Source organism: Pseudoroseicyclus sp. H15 (assembly GCF_054353345.1).
Genome location: NZ_JBTHJE010000004.1, coordinates 154,142 through 173,022 on the forward strand (window position 1 = coordinate 154,142; position 18,881 = coordinate 173,022).

General features: G+C 67.4%; 17 protein-coding genes. 12 read left to right on the forward strand and 5 right to left on the reverse strand.

Translation table 11 applies throughout. The features are described from left to right. Window positions 1–320: 320 nt before the first annotated feature. Window positions 321–713 (forward strand): RidA family protein, encoded by a 393-nt coding sequence (locus ACXN5S_RS10120; RefSeq protein WP_163892403.1) that lies wholly within the window; start codon window positions 321–323, stop codon window positions 711–713. Window positions 714–720: 7 nt separating this feature from the next. After that, window positions 721–1,500, forward strand: a complete 780-nt coding sequence (gene nagB, locus ACXN5S_RS10125; protein WP_458605311.1) for a glucosamine-6-phosphate deaminase — start codon at window positions 721–723, stop codon at window positions 1,498–1,500. Window positions 1,501–1,588: 88 nt separating this feature from the next. Here nagB and ACXN5S_RS10130 read toward each other — a convergent pair whose 3' ends face one another. The 5 genes from ACXN5S_RS10130 to ACXN5S_RS10150 all read right to left on the reverse strand — a co-directional run bounded on the left by ACXN5S_RS10130 (window position 1,589) and on the right by ACXN5S_RS10150 (window position 7,910). Continuing rightward, window positions 1,589–2,785, reverse strand: a complete 1,197-nt coding sequence (locus tag ACXN5S_RS10130) for an MFS transporter (RefSeq protein WP_458605312.1) — start codon at window positions 2,783–2,785, stop codon at window positions 1,589–1,591. A gap of 3 nt (window positions 2,786–2,788) precedes the next feature. After that, complete coding sequence (locus ACXN5S_RS10135) at window positions 2,789–4,222, reverse strand: M81 family metallopeptidase (protein WP_458605313.1); 1,434 nt, start codon at window positions 4,220–4,222, stop codon at window positions 2,789–2,791. A gap of 16 nt (window positions 4,223–4,238) precedes the next feature. Next, window positions 4,239–6,140 carry a beta-N-acetylhexosaminidase gene (locus tag ACXN5S_RS10140; protein WP_458605314.1) on the reverse strand — a complete coding sequence of 634 codons (1,902 nt, stop codon included), beginning with the start codon at window positions 6,138–6,140 and terminating at the stop codon, window positions 4,239–4,241. 12 nt (window positions 6,141–6,152) lie between these two features. Continuing rightward, complete coding sequence (locus ACXN5S_RS10145) at window positions 6,153–6,926, reverse strand: SDR family oxidoreductase (protein WP_458605315.1); 774 nt, start codon at window positions 6,924–6,926, stop codon at window positions 6,153–6,155. A gap of 69 nt (window positions 6,927–6,995) precedes the next feature. Beyond that, window positions 6,996–7,910, reverse strand: a complete 915-nt coding sequence (locus ACXN5S_RS10150) for a MurR/RpiR family transcriptional regulator (RefSeq protein ID WP_458605316.1) — start codon at window positions 7,908–7,910, stop codon at window positions 6,996–6,998. 138 nt (window positions 7,911–8,048) lie between these two features. Here ACXN5S_RS10150 and ACXN5S_RS10155 point away from each other — a divergent pair, with 138 nt between their 5' ends. The 10 genes from ACXN5S_RS10155 (at window position 8,049) to ACXN5S_RS10200 (ending at window position 18,810) form a co-directional block, all read left to right on the forward strand. Then, window positions 8,049–8,555, forward strand: a complete 507-nt coding sequence (locus tag ACXN5S_RS10155) for a hypothetical protein (RefSeq protein WP_458605317.1) — start codon at window positions 8,049–8,051, stop codon at window positions 8,553–8,555. A gap of 3 nt (window positions 8,556–8,558) precedes the next feature. After that, a complete protein-coding gene (locus ACXN5S_RS10160; RefSeq protein ID WP_458605318.1) occupies window positions 8,559–10,055 on the forward strand; it encodes a M81 family metallopeptidase in 1,497 nt (498 codons plus the stop codon). A gap of 1 nt (window position 10,056) precedes the next feature. Then, window positions 10,057–11,145 carry a D-TA family PLP-dependent enzyme gene (locus ACXN5S_RS10165; RefSeq protein WP_458605319.1) on the forward strand — a complete coding sequence of 363 codons (1,089 nt, stop codon included), beginning with the start codon at window positions 10,057–10,059 and terminating at the stop codon, window positions 11,143–11,145. Between the two features lie 11 nt (window positions 11,146–11,156). After that, window positions 11,157–12,293 (forward strand): N-acetylglucosamine-6-phosphate deacetylase, encoded by a 1,137-nt coding sequence (gene nagA / locus ACXN5S_RS10170; RefSeq protein ID WP_458605401.1) that lies wholly within the window; start codon window positions 11,157–11,159, stop codon window positions 12,291–12,293. Next, entirely contained in the window at window positions 12,290–13,198 is a 909-nt protein-coding gene (locus tag ACXN5S_RS10175; protein ID WP_458605320.1) for an ROK family protein, read from the forward strand. Before nagA ends, ACXN5S_RS10175 begins: the two co-directional genes overlap by 4 nt. 155 nt (window positions 13,199–13,353) lie before the next feature. Next, window positions 13,354–14,517 carry a Gfo/Idh/MocA family protein gene (locus ACXN5S_RS10180; RefSeq protein ID WP_458605321.1) on the forward strand — a complete coding sequence of 388 codons (1,164 nt, stop codon included), beginning with the start codon at window positions 13,354–13,356 and terminating at the stop codon, window positions 14,515–14,517. Beyond that, entirely contained in the window at window positions 14,514–15,398 is an 885-nt protein-coding gene (locus tag ACXN5S_RS10185; protein ID WP_458605322.1) for a carbohydrate ABC transporter permease, read from the forward strand. Before ACXN5S_RS10180 ends, ACXN5S_RS10185 begins: the two co-directional genes overlap by 4 nt. A gap of 7 nt (window positions 15,399–15,405) precedes the next feature. Then, a complete protein-coding gene (locus ACXN5S_RS10190) occupies window positions 15,406–16,323 on the forward strand; it encodes a carbohydrate ABC transporter permease (RefSeq protein ID WP_458605323.1) in 918 nt (305 codons plus the stop codon). 27 nt (window positions 16,324–16,350) lie between these two features. Continuing rightward, window positions 16,351–17,568: an extracellular solute-binding protein gene (locus tag ACXN5S_RS10195; RefSeq protein ID WP_458605324.1), complete on the forward strand. Its 1,218-nt coding sequence runs from the start codon at window positions 16,351–16,353 to the stop codon at window positions 17,566–17,568. A gap of 90 nt (window positions 17,569–17,658) precedes the next feature. Next, window positions 17,659–18,810 carry an ABC transporter ATP-binding protein gene (locus ACXN5S_RS10200; RefSeq protein ID WP_458605325.1) on the forward strand — a complete coding sequence of 384 codons (1,152 nt, stop codon included), beginning with the start codon at window positions 17,659–17,661 and terminating at the stop codon, window positions 18,808–18,810. Window positions 18,811–18,881: the final 71 nt, after the last annotated feature.

An 18,881-nucleotide genomic window follows, 5' to 3' on the forward strand; every position in this document is an offset into this window, starting at 1 on the left:
CGACCCCTGCTCAGGATCGCGCGCTAGTAAGACGGCTGACGGTCGTGGAGGGGTTGGCACCGGTCAGCTCCTCTGCGCCTCGTTGCAGCCCGCCTGAGCGAAGCGCTTCGGGCCAAAAACACCTCCAGCGCCGCTCTCATTCCGACCCCGTCGGCGCGGCGAAAGGCGATCATCGTTCGAATGATGGATGACTACACTCGTCCCGGTCGCACGACACCCAAATAAGCGGCTTTCGCGGGCTCAAAGCGGCCGCCCGCCCTTGTAATTCGCGTCCCGGCATGGGAGCTTGCACGCAGCAAAATAAGGCGGAAAGTCCCGTTATGTCACAACAATCCCTGATCCGTTACGAGAGCGCCGATGCGCAGGCAGGCGGGCAGAAGCGCCCCTTCGCCAAGGCCGTCCGGGCGGGCGACTACGTCCACGTGTCGGGGCAGGTGCCGACGGTCGACGGCGAGGTCGTGACCGGCGGGATCGTGGCGCAGACCGAACAGGTCATGGCCAATATCATCGAGGTGCTGGCGCTGGCCGATTGCGGGCTGGAAGACGTGGTCAAGGTGAACTGCTGGCTTGATGACGCGCGGGACTTCTCGTCCTTCAACGCCGTCTTCGCCAAGCATTTCGGGCCGAACCCGCCGGCGCGCTCGACGGTCGAATCGCGCCTGATGGTCGATGCGAAGGTGGAAATCGACGTCCTCGCCTGGAAGCCGATCTGACCCCGACATGAAGATCCTGATCCACCAGACCAAGGCGCTCGCAACCGACTGCGCGGCCAGCCTGATCGCCGCGCGCCTGAACTGGCAGCCGGACACTGTGCTGGGGCTGGCCACTGGCGGGACGATGGAGATGGTCTATGCCGACCTCATCGCGCGCCACCGGGCCGGGCAGGTCAGTTTCGCGCAGGCCACGTCGTTCAACCTCGACGAATATGTCGGGCTGCCGGAGACGCATCCGTGCTCCTACTGGCACTACATGCGCGCAAAGCTCTTCGATCACGTCGACATCGACCCGGGGCGGGCCTTCCTTCCGCAGGGCGATGCGCCCGACGCGGAGGCCGAGGCCGAGCGCTACGAGGCCGCGATCGCAAGGGCGGGCGACATCGGCCTGCAATTGCTGGGCCTTGGGCTGAACGGGCACATCGGCTTCAACGAGCCCACGTCGAGCCTGTCGTCGCTCACCCGGATCAAGACGCTGACGCGCTCGACGCGGGAGGCCAATGCCCGCTACTTCGACGACCCCGAAGACGTGCCGCGGCTGGCGATCACCATGGGGATCGGGACGATCCTGCGCGCGCAGGAGGTCGTCCTTCTGGCCTACGGTGCCGAGAAGGCCGATGTCGTGGCCCGCATGATCGAGGGTCCGGTGGCGGCCGCCTGTCCCGCGTCGGCGCTTCAGATGCACCGTAAGGTGACGGTCGTGCTCGACGAGGCCGCGGCGGGCGCATTGGAGCTGCGCGACTATTACGAGCAGGTTCACCCGCGGGTGGACGACAGCTCGAACTGATCCAGCGCGCGGCGCGGGGCCGCGGCTGTCTTGCGGTCGGCCCCGCCGCCGACTCCGGCGGGGTCGACCGCGAAGGGATCCCGCGTGATCAGGCGGATCGCCGTTCCAGCGCAAGCAGCAATGCCGCCCCGGCGACCCCGGCGATGCCGCCCATGACCGAGGCGGTGCCGTAGCCGCCCACCGCCGTGCCAAGCGCGAAGATGCCCGACCCCAGCGCCGCCCCGAGGAACATGTTCACCGCGATGAGCGAGGCCGACAGGCCCGGCCGATTGCTGATCAGATCGAGCAGGTAGCTGATGGGCAGCGAGATGATGCCCGCCGCGGCGATGCCCGCGACGACGCTCGCCGCGTAGACATGCCAGGGCGCCGAGGCCATCGCGATGGCCGCGAGATACGCCAGATAGAGCAGGGCCGAGACGGCCAGCGCCGTCGTCAGGTGGATATGGCGCACGGCGCTGGCCCAGGCGATCATGAAGATGACCTCCAGCACCGCGACGAGGCCGACGAGAAAGCCGATGTCGGAGGCCGCACCGTTCGCCCGCCCGGTCACGATCAGCGGCAGGACGGTGGCGTTGACGGTCAGGACCTGCGTGATCAGGGCGACCCCCGCGATGCGCAGGCCCATGCCCCAGGACAGCACGCTGATCAGGTCCGGCAGCATCGCCGGACGCGGGCCGGTGGACTCAGCGGGGGCGGCCCTGGCCTTCACGCCGAAGAGGATCGTCAACACGCAGGCGAGTGCCACGAGGGCCGCGATCCCGTAGGCGTCGATCATGCTCTCCCGCCGGGCGAGGTAGAGGCCGACGATGCCGGGCACCAGAACCCAGGACAGCGAGATCATCATGCGCATCAGCGCATTGGCGATGGCCGCCTCGGCCGGGGCGAAATCGGAGGTCTGCGCGCGGACATTGCCGAAGAGCAGCGAGTTCGTGGCATGGAACAGCGCCAGCGGCCCGATGAGCGCGATGGCGAAGGTCGCCTGTGACGGGTAGAGCCAGACCATGCCGTAGCCCACGAAGCCGAAGCTCGCCATGACGATGAGCGGCGTGCGGTAGCTCTGCGCTCGGTCCGACAGGTAGCCGGTGCCGACCGCGATGAGCACCTGGAACACGGCGCCCACGAGGGCCACCGCCGCGTAGGCGGCATCCGACAGGCCGAGCTCGCGGATGCCGATGACCGACTGGTAGGGCGAGGTGGCCGCCCCGGAGAACCCGTAAAGGAAGATCGCCGCCGCCGAGGCGCGCACGACCGCATGGTCGCGCAGGATGGAAAGCCAGGCGTTCACGGATCAGCCGGGGAACCGTGCGGAGGGCTCGGCCTCTGGGGTGTAGTCTGCACGGGGCTCGAAGGGCAGCGTGCCCTTTGCCCTGAGCCGGTTCGACAGGCGCGGGATGTCCTGGTTGATGACCCCGTCGGTCAGCGCCATCAGGCTTGGATTGGCCAGCGGCGCAAGCTCCGGCGACAGGTAGCCCGATTTCACGACCAGCAGCGCCACGGCCCTCGGGTCGAGCCCCAGCATCTCGAAGTCCGCGATGTTGTGATAGGGCCGCCGCCGCGCGGCCAAGACGAGGGTGATGCCGCCGATCCGCACGACCGCCTGCCGTTCCGCAGGGTCTGTGGCGTCTTGCAGGCGCTCGACGCGGGCGGTCGTCTCGACCGTGGCGCCCGCAGGGTCGAGCGTGCCGCCGATCCTCAAATCCAGCGTCGCGCCTTCCCCGGCGGCGAAGCAGGCCTCGACCGCCGGCCGGTCGGTGATGCCGGCCACAAGCGCATCCTGCCAATCCGCGGCGATCAGGGCGGCCAGCACGTCGCCGCGGTCGCCCACGCCACCGCCCGTCGGGTTGTCGCCGCTGTCGGCGAGGATAACGGGGCGCGTCGTGGCCTTGGCCGCGATGTCCAGCATCTCGTCCAGCGGGCCGGTGACGGGGCCGAAGTGGAACTCGTCCCGCGCGGCCCAGAAATCCTGCGCGATGCGCTCCCCGGCGCGGGCGGCGGCGTCCTTGTCTGTGCCGGTCACCACGGCGCAGGCAGTGGCGCGCGGCTCGTCGGCCCAGACGTAGCCGATCATCAGGTCGGTCCGCCAGACGCCCTCGCTCTCCAGCTTCGGAAGGTCGGCGTAGAGACGGCGGGCCGGTTCATCCTCGGTCGAGGACCGCTCGCCGGGCAGAAGATGCGGGACAGGCACGCGGACGACGCCGGGGCGGGTGCCCTCCTTCAGCGCGCGCGTAAGCATGTCCACCGAGGCGGTCATCGTCTCGGCGACGTCGATATGCGGGGCCGTGCGGTAGGCCGCGAAGATGTCGATCTGATCGACGATCTTCTGAGAGACATTCCCGTGCAGGTCGTAGCTGCAGGCGATCAGCATGTCGGGACCGACCGCCTCGCGCACGGCGGCGATCCAGTCGCCCTCGGCGTCCCACATGCCGTCGACATGCATGGCGCCGTGCATCGCAAGGTAGACGGCATCGACCGGCTGCGCCGCCTTCAGCCGATCAAGGAACTCCGCCTTGAAGAGATCGTAGGTTGGCCGGGCCAGCGGCCCGCCCGCGACGGCGCGGGCATGCAGCAGCGGGGCGAAGTCGGCATCGAAGGCCTTGAGGAACGCGAAGTGAGGGGAGGCCAGAAGGCCCTCTTCGCGAACGACGCGAAAATCCTCGGGCTGCATCAGAACGGGCGAATAGGTCGAGCATTCGGTGTGAATGCCGCCGACGGCGATACGCATAGAGCTCACTTTCGACTCAAAGGGTGGGGTGCAGACGGACCTGGCGGGCGAAGCGCTGCCAGTCCTTGTGGGCCTTGTCGGTCCACGCCGCCTCTGCCATCGCGCCGAGGCGCGGGAAGACGAGGTCGTTGAACCAGGCTTTGGTGGTGTAGTGCTCGCACCAGATGCAGGCCTGGATGCCACGCATCCGGTCGCGCAGCTCCTCGGGGAAATCGCCCTCCGCCTCGAAGGCGTAGCTTTGCTCGGGGGGGACAGGCCCGGCCCAGCCAGCGCCGTTCTCCAGCCAGTCGCCCGATTGCACCATGTCGAGGTAGTAAGCCTGTCCGGGCGTCATCACGACGCCGTAGCCGTCCTTCGCAAGGTCGATCCCAACGCCGGGGTTCTCCCAGGCCATCACGACCGTGTCCTCGGGCGGCACGCCGCCGCCATGGGCGATCTCGTTCCAGCCGACCATGACCTTGCCGCGCGCATCCAGCATCGCCTTGATCTTGCGCATGAACCAGCTTTGCAGCTCGAAGGTGCCAGCGAGGCCTTCCCGCTGCATCAGCACGCGCGCGCGCGGCGAGCCGAGCCAGGCATTCGCCGCGACCTCGTCGCCGCCGATGTGAATGTACTTCGACGGGAAGATCTCGATGATCTCGTCGAAGACCTTTTCCAGCATGTCGTAGACGGCTGGCATCGCCGGGTTCAGCGCGTTGTTGAAGAAGCCCTGAACGGAGAAGTAGGAATTGGGCTCCTCGTCGGGGTCCTTCAGTTCGGGCATCGCGGCCAGTACGCAGATCGCGTGGCCCGGCGTCTCGATCTCGGGCATGACCTCGATGCCAAGGCCCGCGGCATGGGCCACGAGGCCGCGCATCTCGTCCTGCGTGTAGTACTGGCGCTTGGGCTCCGGCCCGTCGCCCAGTTGCGGCAGCATCTCGGGCAGCTCGGCCCCGCGGGTCGCGCCGGCGCCGGTGAGCTGCGGCAGCGCCTTGATCTCGGCCCGCCAGCCTTCGTCATCGGTGAGGTGCCAGTGGAAGATGTTCAGCTTGTGCCAGGCGAGGATGTCGACGACGCGCGCGACCTCGTCGATCTGCCAGAAGTGGCGCGAGACATCGAGGTGGCAGCCGCGCCAGCCGTAGCGCGGCGCGTCGGTGATGTGGCCCGCCTCGGGGAACTTGTAGTCGGGATCGGTGAAGGCGCCGTGCAGCATCTGCGCCAGCGCGATCAGCCCGTAGCGGCGCCCGGCCTCATCCGATGCGGTCAGGGTCACGTCGTCGCCAAAGTCGAGCCGGTAGCCCTCGGCGGGCAGGCTTTCGTCGGTGGCAAAGCGCAAGGCGCGGCTGCCCGGCACGGCGGACAACTGGAACAGCCGGCGGGCCTGCGGGAACAGGCGGCCGTGCAGCGCGTCGACGGAAATCATCAGCCGCAGATCGGCGGTCGAGGCGCCGGCGGCGTGCAGCAGGACGGGGGCCTCTCCCGGCTCGGCGTCGATCTCGTTCGGCCACGGCAGAAGGGCGAAGGGCAGCGTCAGCCGTCCTTCGGGCAGGCGCGGCTGCGGCAGGACGGGCGTCATGCCCCCGTGGGTCAGATCGCCCACCACAACGTCGTGGTGCGTGCCGTCCGAGGTGGTGATCCACGCCGTCTTGGCAGCATCGTTGCGGTGGAACGGGGAGCGGTTGAGCCCCTCGACGGAAAAGCTCCAGCTCTCGCCGCTGGCCAAGGGCGTGGTGTCCTTGGGGGCGAACTCGTGAAAGTTGGCGGCGCGCTTGTGGAAGACGGCGCCCGTGATCTCGTGCTCCGGCATGATGCGCGTGATCGAGGTCAGCGACAGCTTGAAATCCGACAGCGGCGCGTCCGACAGGTTCGTCAGGGTGATCTGCCAGGTGCCGGCGGGGGCCGGGTCGGGCAGCCATGCATTCTCTAGGAAGTAGGTCATCGGTTGATCCTGTTATCGGTAGTCGTCGGATTGGCTGAAGGTGGCGGCCAGCGCGGGGATGCCGGCCGTCAGGCCGCAATCCACGGGCAGGCAGGTGCCGGTGATCGCCGCGGCGAGGCCCGAGGCGAGGAAGCCCACCGCCTCGGCCACGTCCTCGGGGCGGACGATCCGGCCCAGCGCATAATGCGCCGCGGCCTCGTCGAAGACGCCGGGATTGGCCTCGGCGCGGGCCTCCCAGGCGCGGGTGCGGACGGTGCCGGGGGCCACGGCATTGGCCCGCACGCCGAACTTTCCGTACTCCACCGCGATCAGGCGCGTCAGATGCATCATTCCGGCCTTGGCGGCGGAATAGGCCGGGTGCCCGAAGACCCCCATCCCGTTGACCGAGGAGATGTTGACCACCGATCCACGCGCCGCGATGAGCTGCTCGGCCACCGCCTTGAAGGTCAGGAAGCTCGCGTCGAGGTTCAGCGCCCGATCCGCCTGCCAGTCGTCCAGCGTCGTGGCCTGCAGGCTGACCGCCCGGGCCGCGCCCGCGTTGTTCACGAGCGTGGCGAGCTTGCCCATTTCTTGGGCGTGAGACGCAAGCGCCGCGCAGGAGGCGGCGTCGGTCACGTCCATCTCGAAGGCCGAGCAGCCCGCACCGATCTCGCCGGCGGCGGTTTCGGCCCCGGCGACGTCGCGGTCCGCGAGGATGACGCGGTCGTGGTCGCGCAGCAGGCGCCGCGCGATGGCCTGGCCGATGTCACCGCTGCCACCTGTGACGATGGCGACTGTTTCTACCATGTTCGAACTTCCCTTGGCGGCGTTGTGAAGTGCCGCCGATGCGTCCGCCAACGCACCGGCGGGCAGGGGTCAGTCGCCAAGCATCTGGCTATCGTCGCCCTCGTCGCGGTGGCGGATCAGCTCTTCCTTGATGCCGCGCAGAAGGCGGGTGGACCGCGCCCGATCGCTGTAGGCGAAGAGGTTCGCGATGATGTCCACCACCGCGATCGAGGCATAGCGGGTCGAGGTGGCGCGGAAGATGTTCTTCCCCTCCGGCAGGTTCACCGCGACGACGACATCGGCCACCTCCGCCAGCGGCGAGCCGTCCTTCGTCAGCGCGATCGTCGGAATGCCCCGGCTGCGCAGCACATCGAAGGCGTGGACCAGCTCCTTGTTGCGCCCGGTGAAGGACGACCCGAAGACCACCGTCCCCGGTTCCGCCGCGGCGCAGAGCATCAGGTTCATCGATTGGTCGCTGGATGCGGTGATCCGCGCACCCAGCCGGAACAGGCGGTTCTGCATCTCGCTCGCGATCATCGAGGAATTGCCGCCCGAGCCGAAGGCGTAGATCATCTTCGCCCCGGTCAGCAACGCCACGGCCTCTTCGACGCGGGGCAGGTCGAGATTGCGGTGCATCTCGAACAGGGCGTTCTGCGCCTTCGTGACGATGTCCTCGGCCACCTCTTCGGCGGTGTTGGTGACGGATTCGGGCTTGAGGTAGCGCAGGCCGACGTAAGGGCTCTTGGCCAGCTGCACCTTGAAGTCAGAGAACGAGGCGCAGCCGAGGCGGCGACAGAACCGCGTCACGGTCGGCGGTGACACGCCGGCCCCGGTGGCGATGTCCGAGATCGAGGCCGTGGTGGCATAGTGCACATCCGCCAGCACGAAGGCCGCCAGCTTCTTTTCCAGCGTCGACAGCTTGCCCTCCTCGTCCGCGAGGCCCTCGATCAGATCGGTGGCGCCGGACCAGCCGGCGACGGGGGAGGTGTGTGGATCGTTGGTCATGGGCTATCCTGTCGAAGGTCCTGATCCGGTCCGCTCAAGAAATTCATTTTCACGATTTTGAGCTACTGGGGCACATTCGACTGGATTTTTCCAGTGGTTATATCGCAAAGTCGAAATCAGTTTCACGAGGCGATGAACATGACGGCACGCGACCCCTTCCAGAACCCCTTTGGCGATGACGACACCGACCGCGCCGCGATCTGGGAGATGCTCGTCCCCCGCGACATCGACGCCTTCGTCGCGGCAGACTGGTCGGCGGTGGCGGATGACTTCATCTCCGACAACTTCACGGCGATCAGCGGGCATTTCCAGTCCGACCCCGATGGCTTCGACATGGCCTACCCCCATCTCGAGGCCTACCGCGACGACTGGCTCAGGCAGGCGCAGGATTTCGTCGACCAGCGCGACGCCGGGGCCTACGCGGGCGATCCGCGCAGCGGCATCTTCCACGCGACCCGGCTGGAGGAGATCGAGATCACTGGCGACGCAGCCCTGGTGCGCAAGAAGTTCGACGGCGCGCTGCCGCGGGCGGACGGCACGTCGGAGAGGATGAACTGGCAGACGCTCTACTGGTGTCGCAAGGTGGGCGGCTGCTGGAAGATCGCGGGCTTCGTGGGGTATCTGCCGCACGTCCAGGACACCTGAGGGATGGCCGCAAAGCGCATCTTCACCGCCGCCATGGCGACGGAGACGAACACGTTCTCGCCGATCGTGATCGACCGCCGCGCCTTCGTAGACTCGTTCTACGCGGCCCCGGGTGCGCACCCCGAGACCGCGACGCTTTGCACCGCGCCCATTCCCGTCGGTCGGCGGTTCTGCGCGGCGGAAGGCTGGGAGCTGATCGAGGGCAGCGCCGCCTGGGCCGATCCGGCCGGCCTCGTCTCGGGGCCCGCGCATGTCGGCCTGCGGGACGAGATCCTGGACCAATTGCGCGCGGCGCTGCCGGTGGATGCCGTGGTGCTGGGGCTGCACGGGGCCATGGTGGCGCAAGGCTGCGACGACCCCGAGGGCGATCTTCTGGCCCGCGTGCGCGAGATCGTAGGCCCCGACGTTCTGGTCTGCGCGGAGCTCGATCCGCACAGCCACCTGACGGCGAAGCGGGTCGCGGCGGCGGATTTCTTCGTGGTATTCAAGGAATTTCCCCACACCGATTTCGTCGAGCGGGCCGAGGATCTCTGGCGGATCGTGGTGGACACGCTGCATGGCCGGGTGCGGCCCGTCATGTCGACCTATGACTGCCGGATGATCGACATCTTCCCCACCTCGCGCCAGCCCATGCGCGGCTTCGTCGACCGGATGATGCAGATCGAGGCCGAGGACGCCCGCGTCCTGTCGCTCTCTGCCATTCACGGCTTCATGGCGGGCGACGTGCCCGAGATGGGGACCAAGATGATCGCCGTGACCGACGGCGACGCCGCCCTGGGCGCCGAGCTTGCGGAGCGACTGGGGCAGGAGCTGTTCGCCAACCGGGGCCGCCACATGATGCCGGTCCTGACCGCCGAAGAGGCGGTGGCGCAGGCGATGGCGGCAGAGGCCTTTCCGGTCGTGATCGCCGATATCTGGGACAACCCCGGTGGCGGCACGGCGGGCGATGCGACGGTGGTGCTGAAAGAGCTGATGGCGCGCGGGGCGATCGGCGTCGCAATCGGCACGATCTGGGACCCGATCGCCGTTGGCCTCTGCACCGCGACCGGGGTGGGGGGCGTCATGCCGCTGCGCTTCGGTGCGAAATCCGCGCCCGACACCGGCGAGCCGGTCGATGCGCTGGTCCGCGTCGAGGCGCTCGAGCCCGAGGCCGCGATGGTCTTCGGCGAAAGCGTGGTGCCCTTCGGCCCGGCTGCGCGGATCGCCCTGCTGGATGCGGAGGGGCAGGACATCGGCATCGAGGTCATCCTCAACACCGTGCGCGCGCAGAGCTACGACCCCTCGCTCTTCACGGCCATGGGGATCGATATCGCGGCGCAGAAGATCCTGGTGCTGAAATCCACGAACCACTTCTACGCGGCCTTCGCGCCGATCGCGGCGGAGATCCTCTATTGCTCCGCCGGCAAGCCCTATCCCAACGACCCCGCGACGAACCCCTACCGCTTCGTCCGGCCCGATATCTGGCCCCGCGTGGCCGATCCCTTCGCGACTGGAGCCTGAGATGGACTTCCCCTGGCCCGACGTCGGCACGCCGCTGTCCGATGTCCTCACCCCCATGCCCGTGATCGACGAGGACCGGCTGGCCGGTAATATCGCGCGGGCGCAGGGCTACATGACGTCGCACGGCCTGCCGTTCCGCCCGCACATCAAGACCCACAAGATCCCCGAGGTCGCGCGCCAGCAGGTCGAGGCCGGGGCCATCGGCATCAATTGCCAGAAGGTCAGCGAGGCCGAAGTCTTTGCCGAGGCGGGCTTCGACGACATCCTGATCACCTACAACATCCTCGGGCCCCAGCGGCTTGCACGGCTGGTGGCGCTGAACGAGCGCGTGACGACCCTTCGAGTCGTCGCCGACAGCGCGGTCACCGTCGCGGGCCTGTCAAAGGCCGTGGGGCAGGGCAGGCCCCTGCGGGTGCTGGTGGAATGCGACACCGGCGCCGGCCGCTGCGGCGTGCAGGGGGCCGAGGCGGCGGTGGCGCTGGCGCAAGACATCGCGGCAGCCCCCGGCCTGCAGTTCGACGGGCTGATGACCTACCCGGCCGTCGGGGGCGCGGCGGCGGTCGAGGCTTTCCTGCAGGATGCGATGGCCCGGCTCGCGGCGGTGGGCCTTGAGTGCCCGGTTCGCTCGAATGGCGGCTCTCCCGATCTCTTCTCGGCGCATCTGGTGCCGAGTGCCACGGAGCATCGTGCGGGCACCTACGTCTACAACGACCGCGCGATGCTGCGGGCGGGGGAGTGCGGCGCGGAGGATATGGCGATGGAGATCCTCGCCACCGTCGTCTCGCGCCCGACGCCCAACCGGGCCGTGCTCGATTCGGGCTCGAAGGCGCTGACCTCGGACCTCTTGGGCTTCGAGGACTACGGCACGATCCCGGCGCTGCCGGGCGCGCGGATCGTCTCGCTGTCCGAAGAGCACGCGGTGGTCGACCTGACGGACTGCGGGGCGGATCGCCCGGGCGTCGGCGCGCAGCTGCGGATCGTGCCGAACCACACCTGCGTGGTGTCGAACCTCTTCGACCGCATGGTCTTTCATCGCGGCGGTATCGTCACGCGGGTGCTGCCCGTCGCGGCGCGCGGCACGGTGTGGTAGCTGGCGCCATGATGCAGATGACCGCCTATCACGCGCCCCGCATCTTCGACGGGGCCGAGTGGCACGAGGATGCCGCGCTTCTCGTCTCGGAGGGGCGCGTCACGGGGATCGCTCCGCGCGCCGAGGCGCCGGAGGGTGAGGTGCTGGAGCATCCGCTGGTGCCGGGGTTCGTCGATCTGCAGGTCAACGGCGGCGGCGGCGTGCTCTTCAACAACACGCCCTCCACCGACGGCATTGCCGCGATCTGCGACGCCCATGCCCGCTTCGGCACCACGTCGACCATGGTCACCCTGATCACGGACACGGCAGAGGTCACGGGCCGGGCGATCGCGGCGGCGCAAGCGGCCAGCCATCCCGGCTTCCTCGGCCTGCACCTCGAAGGGCCGCACCTGGCCCTGTCCCGCAAGGGCACGCACGACCCGGCCCTGATCCGCCCGATGGGCCCCGAGGATCTGCAGGTGCTGACGGAGGCGGCAGAGCGGCTGGGCCGGATGATCTGCACCGTGGCGCCCGAAACGGTGACGCCCGCGCAGATCGCGGCGCTCACGAAAGCCGGCGCGGTGGTGAGCCTCGGTCATTCGGATTGCGATATGGGCGCGGCCCGCGTCGCCGCCGATGCGGGGGCCACGATGGTCACGCACCTGTTCAACGCGATGAGCCAGCTGGGGCACCGCTCCCCGAACCTCGTCGGTGCGGCACTGGACGACGGGCGGCTTTGGGCCGGATTGATCGCCGACGGCTTTCACGTCGATCCCGCGGCGCTGCGCATCGCCCTGCGGGCGAAGGCGGGGCCCGCGGGCCTGTTCCTCGTCTCCGATGCCATGTCGACCGTGGGGACCGATACGAGGGAACTGGTCCTGAACGACCGGCGCATCTTGCGGGAGGGCGGTCGGCTGACGCTGGAAGACGGCACGCTCGCGGGGGCCGACATCGCGCTGGTCGATGCGGTGCGCTACCTCCACCTGACGCTGGGCACCCCGTTGGGGGAGGCGGTGGCGCTGGCCTCCGCCGCACCGGCGGCGGCGATGGGGCTGACGGATCGCGGCCATCTGCGGCCCGGCGCGCGCGCCGATTTCACCTGCCTCACGCCGGGGATCGAGGCTGCGGAGACGTGGATCGCGGGCCGCCGCGTGGGCGTCGCGGCATGATCCTGTGCTGCGACATCGGCGGCACCGCCATCAAGGTGGCGGAGGCGCACAGTCCCGACGATCTTGTCCTGAAGGGGCGCATTCCGACGCCGACGCGGGACTTCGATGCTTTCGCCCAGGTCCTGCGCGACGCCATCGCGGCGGCCTCCGAGCCGCCCGCGGCCATCGCCTTCTCCATTGCGGGTGTCGTCGAGCCGGGCACGGGGGTGGCCACGGTGGCCAATATCCCCTGCCTGACCGGGCGACGGCTGGAGGATGACCTGACCGCGGCCCTCGGGCTGCCGGTGATCCTTGCGAACGACGCGGACTGCTTCGCGCTGGCCGAGGACGAGCTGGGCGCCGGGCGGGGACACGAGGTCGTCTTCGGCCTGATCCTCGGCACCGGTGTCGGCGGCGGCGTCGTGGTGCGGGGGCAGCTGGTGAACAGCAGCGGGTTCGCGGGCGAGATCGGGCACGGGCCGGTGGCGGGGCGGATCCTCGACAGCCTTGGCGTGACCTTGCCGGCCTTTCCCTGCGGCTGCGGACTGACGGGGTGCCTCGACGTCGTCTGCTCGGCCCGCGGGATGGAGCGCCTGCATCTCCACCTGCACGGGCGCGCGCTCGATAGCCGCGAGATCGTCGCCGCGTGGCAGGCAGGGGAGGCGGACGCCGGGCAGACCATCGCCGTCTGGCTGGAGGTTCTCTCCGGCCCGCTTGCCATGGTCGAGAACGTGCTGGGGGCCGGGATCATCGCGGTGGGCGGCGGGCTGTCCGGTGCAGCGGACCTGATCGCCGCGCTGGACGTGGCGGTGCGCGAGAAGATTCTCCGTCGGCTCGACAGGCCCTTGATCGTGCCGGCGCAATGCACGGTCGAACCGGGGCTGATCGGGGCCGCGATCCTGGGGCTGTCGCTGGCGTCGCGCTGACGCGTCAGAAGTTCTCACGAGGCGCAAAAAAGCGGCCTTTGTGAAAATAAATTACAGGGTTCCCGGCGTCTCGAAAACTTCTGCGGAAATATCTTGACGCAAACGCCGTGTAACGGCCAACATCAGAAAATGAATTTCTTTCGCGGAGTCGTGGCATGAAGGTCGCCATCATCGGGTTGGGGTATCGCCTGGGGTATCTAGGTCACGTCTTCAACGAGATGGATCCCGACTTCGAGATCGTCGGATATTTCGACCCGGACCCCGCCGGAATGAGCGTTCTGGACGAACACGGCATCAGCCCGGGCGTGCAGCACGGCTCCCCTGAAGATCTGGTGAAGGCGGGTGGATATGATCTGCTGATGATCGGCTCGCCCAATCACCTGCACCTCGATCACATCCGGCTGGGCCTGGAAGCGGGCAACAAGGTCTTCAGCGAGAAGCCGATCGTCTCGACCATCGAGCAGACCTACGCCCTGGCCGAACTGATGGCGAAACACGGGACAGAGCGTCTGCTCGTCGGCCTGGTGCTGCGGTACGCTCCGCTCTACCGCGACCTGATCAAGGCGCGCGATGACGGGATGCTGGGCAAGATCGTCTCGGTCGAGGCGGCGGAGCACATCTACCCCTATCACGGCGCCTTCTTCATGCGCGACTGGCGCCGCTACGAGAAATGGTCCGGCAGTTTCATGCTGGAGAAATGCTGCCACGATCTGGACCTCTACAACGGTCTCATCGGCGCGCGGCCCGAACGGGTGGCCAGCTTCGGCGGGCGCAAGACCTTCGTGCCGGAGAACGACCCGCGGTCCGAGGGCGTGAATGACATGAGCCTCTTCCACCGCAAACCTTCGGGCTGGAACGGGTCGGACAAGGTCTTCGACAGCGACGGGGACATCATCGACTACCAGGTGGCGATCATCGAATACGCCAACGGCGTGGGCATGAACTTCCACACCAACCTGAACGCCCCCGACCAGTTTCGCCGCTTCGCCGTGTTCGGCACCAAGGGGCAGGCGGAAGGGGACTTCATCCGGGCCGGCTTCAAGGTGACCGACGTGCTTACCGAAGCGACCACCATCGAGAAGACCTACGAGGCCACGGCCCTGTCGCAGCACTACGGCGCGGACGAGACGATGGCCGCCGAGGTCGTGGCGCATGTCATGAAGGCAGGGCCGCTCCCGGTGTCACCGCTCGACGCGCTCGAGGCCGGCATCCTCGCGCTGTCGATGGACGACGCGCGGCGCAGCCGGAAGGTCATCGACATGCGCCCGATCTGGGATCGTTACGACGAGGCGCTGACCGTCAAGGGAGCCGTCGCATGACCCAGTCGCGCGCCGCATGGTATTTCGCCTGGGCGCTGCTGGCGCCGGCGATCCTCTACGTGCTGGTCATCGTGGCCTGGCCGCTGGTGGAGACCGTCCGGCTGTCGTTCACCGATGCCTCCCTGCGCAAAACGGTGAATTACGTCGGCTGGGACAACTACACCCGGATCTTCGATCGCGACTTCGCCGAGATCATCCTGCGCACCTTCTCCTGGACGTTCTTCTCGGTCCTCTTGAAGATGGTGATCGGCATGTTCGGCGCGGTCTTGCTGAACTGCGCGGTGCCGGGGCGGAACCTCTTTCGCATCCTGACGATGCCGCCGTGGATCGTGCCGATGGCCATCGGCATCTTCATGTGGGGCTGGATGTACAACGGCCAGTTCGGGATGATCTCGGGCCTGCTGCAACGGTTCGGCTTCGTCGACGGCCCCGTCGCCTTCCTCGCCTACGGCAACACCGCCTACTGGGCCACGATCGTCACCGACGTCTGGATCGGCGTGCCGATGGTGACGATCTATTTCCTGGCCGCCATCCAGGCGATCCCCCGCGACCTCTACGAGGCCGCCTGGACCGACGGCGCCAGCCGCTGGTACCGCTTCCGCCGCATCACGCTGCCGCTGATGTCGCCCGCGATCATCACCATGTCGATGCTGTCGCTGATCGCCACGTTCAACAGTTTCGACATCATCTGGATCCTCACGCAGGGCGGGCCGTCTGGGTCGACCACCACGATGATCATCGACACCTACCAGACCGCGATCGGGTCGAAGAAATACGGGCAGGGCGCCGCACGGGCCGTCGTGATCTGCATCTTCCTGTCGCTGTTCTGCCTCGCCTACTTCCGCATGACCCGCAAACTGTCCCAACAGGAAAAGGTCTGAGCCCACCATGATGAACCCCGCCCGCCGCGCCACCCGCGCCCTGGCATTGGTCAATCCCTTCTCGAAGCGGGAACGGACGAGCGCCATGATGGACCGCTACAGCTGGTACGAGATCGTGCTGATCTATCTGGGGATCTTCGTCTTCCTGGCCTTCATGCTCGCCCCCTTCCTCGAAGGCTTCCTCGTCAGCCTCAAGCCGCTCTCGCAGCTTTTCTCGACGCCCTACAGCTTCTGGCCCGAGAACGGCTCCTTCGAAGCCTACGTGACGATGTGGGAGCGGATCCCCTATTTCGCGATCTACATCTTCAACTCGCTGCTGATCGCAACTGCGGCGACGCTCATCGTGCTGGCCCTCGTGGTGCCGGCGGCCTATGCCTTCGCGCGGTTCAGCTTCAAGGGCATGCCCTTGCTGCTGGGGGCGTTTCTCGCGGTGTCGATGTTCTCGGGCGCGGTGCTTCTGATCCCGCTCTTCCGGCTGATGCGCACGCTGGGGATCCTGAACACCTACTGGGCCATGATCATCCCCGGGGCGGCCTTCCTGATCCCCTCGGCGATCTGGCTTCTGCGCACCTACATGATGCGGATTCCGCCCGAGCTGAACGAGGCGGCCTACATGGACGGCGCCTCGCAGTTCTACACCTTCCGCCGTGTGATCCTGCCGCTGGCGCGCCCGGGCATCATCGTGGTGGCGATCATGACCTTCATCGGCGCCTACGCGCAGCAGTTCATCTTCGCGCTGACGTTCAACTCGAAAACGGAATTCATGCCGCTGCCGGTGGGGCTCTTCGCCTTCTTCGGCCGGCAGGAGGTCATCTGGAACGAATTGATGGCGGCCAGCTTCGTGGGCATCGCCCCCGCGCTGGTCATCATCTTCTTCCTGCAACGCTATCTCGTCGGCGGGCTGACCGCCGGGGCGATAAAATAACAAACCATCCAACAAGGAGACTTCGACATGACGACACCTATCCAGAAGAGCCTGATCGGCGCGATGCTCGCATCGGCAACGGCGCTGCCCGCCTTTGCCGAGGACATCAGCTGGATCTACTGCGGTGACAGCATCGACCCGGTGCACGAGCAGTACATCGCCGAGTGGGAAGCCGCGAACGAAGGCTGGACCGTGACCCCCGAAGTCGTCGGCTGGGCCCAGTGCCAGGACAAGGCCACCACGCTGGCCGTCGCGGGCAGCCCCGTCGCCATGGCCTACGTCGGCTCGCGCACCCTCAAGGAATTTGCGCTGAACGAGCTGATCGTGCCGGTGCCGATGACCGAGGAAGAGCAGGCCGAGTACTATCCCAACATCGTCGACACGGTGACCTTCCAAGGCACCCAGTGGGGCGTGCCGATCGCCTTCTCGACCAAGGCGCTCTACTGGAACAAGGACATCTTCGAGGAAGCCGGCCTCGACCCCGAAACGCCGCCCGCCACCTGGGAAGAGACGATCGATTTCGCCCGCCAGATCACCGAGAACACCGACTACGCAGGGTACGGTCTGCCGGCGAAGACCATGGACAACACCATGCACCAGTTCCTGCACTGGGTGTATACCAACAACGGTCAGATCATTGACGCTGACGGCAACATCGTCATGGACAGCCCCGAAGTGCTGGCCGCCCTCCAGGCCTACCAGGACATCACGCCCTACTCGGTCGAAGGTGCCACCGCCTACGAGCAGAACGAGATGCGCGCCATCTTCCTCGACGGGACCGTGGGCATGATCCAGACCTCCGTCGGCGCGGCCTTCCTGCTGGAAGACACCGACATCGACTGGGGCGTCGCCGACCTGCCGCTGGGCCCCGATGCCGAAGGCCCGGGCACGCTGCTGATCACCGACAGCCTCGTGATCTTCGACGGCACCGGGGTCGAGGACAAGGCGATCGAGTTCGCCAAGTTCATCACCTCGCCCGAAGTGCAGGAAGCCTACGAAGCCGGCGGTGCAGCCAGCCTGACGCCGCTGCGTCCCGGCCAGGCCGTGGACGACATGCTGGCGGCCGGGCCGTACTGGCAGCCGTTCATCGACGGCATCGAGTTCGGTGGTCCCGAGCCGCTGTTCACCGACTACAAGGGCTTCCAGAACGTCATGATCGAGATGGTGCAGTCCGTCGTGACCGGCGCTGCCGAGCCGGAGGAGGCGCTCTCCGAAGCCGCCGGCGAACTCGAAGAGTACAAGTAAGACCCTAAGTGTGCCCGGCCCTCCCCCGGGGTCGGGCACGCCTTTCTTTGCCCATCGAGGCCACACCCAGAATTTCGCAGGAGACCCGCCTTGGGCCAGCTATCTCTCAAGCAGATCACGAAGACTTTCGGGACCTTCGAGGTCGTGAAGGACGTGTCGCTTGACGTCCACGAAGGTGAATTCATGGTCTTCGTCGGGCCGTCGGGCTGTGGCAAATCCACCTTGCTGCGCATGATCGCGGGCCTGGAGCACACCACCAGCGGCGACATCGTCATTGACGGCAAACGCGTCAACGATCTGGCTCCCGTCGACCGTGGCATCGCCATGGTGTTCCAGTCCTACGCGCTCTACCCGCACATGTCCGTCTTCGAGAACATCGCCTTTCCCCTGCGGGTCGAAGGCGCGCCTGCGGCCGAGATCAAGTCCAAGGTCGAAGCCGCGGCCCAGATCCTGCATCTCGAGAACCGGCTGGACCAGCGCCCCGGCAACCTGTCCGGGGGGCAGCGGCAACGGGTCGCCATCGGCCGGGCCATCGTGCGCGAGCCTGAGATCTTCCTCTTCGACGAACCCCTGTCGAACCTCGACGCCGCTCTGCGCGCCGACATGCGCATCGAGCTGACGCGCCTGCACAAGCAGCTTGGCGCCACGATGATCTACGTCACGCACGACCAGATCGAGGCGATGACGATGGCCAACCGCATCGTCGTGCTGAACGCGGGCGATATCGCGCAGGTCGGCGCGCCGCTCGAGCTTTACCACAAGCCGCAGAACACCTTCGTCGCGGGCTTTATCGGCAATCCGCGCATGAATTTCCTGCCCGTCACATGCACGGAGGTGACGGACAGCGGCGTGACGGTCGATTTCAACGGCCAACGCCTTCACGTCGAGGTCGAGGCCCCCGCCAACCTTCGCTCGCACCTCCCCGGCGCACCGCTGACGCTGGGCGTCCGTCCCGAGCACATCACTCTCGGCGGCGGCAACGCGTCAATGACCGTGACGCCCGCGGTCATGGAATACCTGGGCCAGAATACCATCGGCTACGCCCCGCTGCCGGACCGGGAGGAGACCTTCTGTTTCGTCCTTCCGGGCACGCAGACCGTTCCGGCGGACACCCCGATCGACGTGACCTTCTCGACCACCGATTGCCACCTGTTCGATGCAGACGGCCGCGCGCTGCCGCGGCGCGCGAACACGGAAGACCTCGGGGCCCCTGCGCTTCAGATCGAGCGCACGACGGCCTGAGAAAAGGGCAGGGCGGGTCGGAGAGGTTCGGGAAGAGACGTTCGCGGTCGTCTACCGGGATTTCCCGCCGA

Coding starts and splice junctions, on each gene's coding strand:
- ACXN5S_RS10135 (WP_458605313.1), bottom strand. CDS start 4,222: ATGCGTATCGCCGTCGGCGGCATTCACACCGAATGCTCGACCTATTCG.
- ACXN5S_RS10155 (WP_458605317.1), top strand. CDS start 8,049: ATGACGGCACGCGACCCCTTCCAGAACCCCTTTGGCGATGACGACACC.
- ACXN5S_RS10195 (WP_458605324.1), top strand. CDS start 16,351: ATGACGACACCTATCCAGAAGAGCCTGATCGGCGCGATGCTCGCATCG.
- ACXN5S_RS10145 (WP_458605315.1), bottom strand. CDS start 6,926: ATGGTAGAAACAGTCGCCATCGTCACAGGTGGCAGCGGTGACATCGGC.
- ACXN5S_RS10140 (WP_458605314.1), bottom strand. CDS start 6,140: ATGACCTACTTCCTAGAGAATGCATGGCTGCCCGACCCGGCCCCCGCC.
- nagB (WP_458605311.1), top strand. CDS start 721: ATGAAGATCCTGATCCACCAGACCAAGGCGCTCGCAACCGACTGCGCG.
- ACXN5S_RS10120 (WP_163892403.1), top strand. CDS start 321: ATGTCACAACAATCCCTGATCCGTTACGAGAGCGCCGATGCGCAGGCA.
- ACXN5S_RS10160 (WP_458605318.1), top strand. CDS start 8,559: ATGGCCGCAAAGCGCATCTTCACCGCCGCCATGGCGACGGAGACGAAC.
- ACXN5S_RS10190 (WP_458605323.1), top strand. CDS start 15,406: ATGATGAACCCCGCCCGCCGCGCCACCCGCGCCCTGGCATTGGTCAAT.
- ACXN5S_RS10165 (WP_458605319.1), top strand. CDS start 10,057: ATGGACTTCCCCTGGCCCGACGTCGGCACGCCGCTGTCCGATGTCCTC.
- nagA (WP_458605401.1), top strand. CDS start 11,157: ATGCAGATGACCGCCTATCACGCGCCCCGCATCTTCGACGGGGCCGAG.
- ACXN5S_RS10150 (WP_458605316.1), bottom strand. CDS start 7,910: ATGACCAACGATCCACACACCTCCCCCGTCGCCGGCTGGTCCGGCGCC.
- ACXN5S_RS10175 (WP_458605320.1), top strand. CDS start 12,290: ATGATCCTGTGCTGCGACATCGGCGGCACCGCCATCAAGGTGGCGGAG.
- ACXN5S_RS10185 (WP_458605322.1), top strand. CDS start 14,514: ATGACCCAGTCGCGCGCCGCATGGTATTTCGCCTGGGCGCTGCTGGCG.
- ACXN5S_RS10180 (WP_458605321.1), top strand. CDS start 13,354: ATGAAGGTCGCCATCATCGGGTTGGGGTATCGCCTGGGGTATCTAGGT.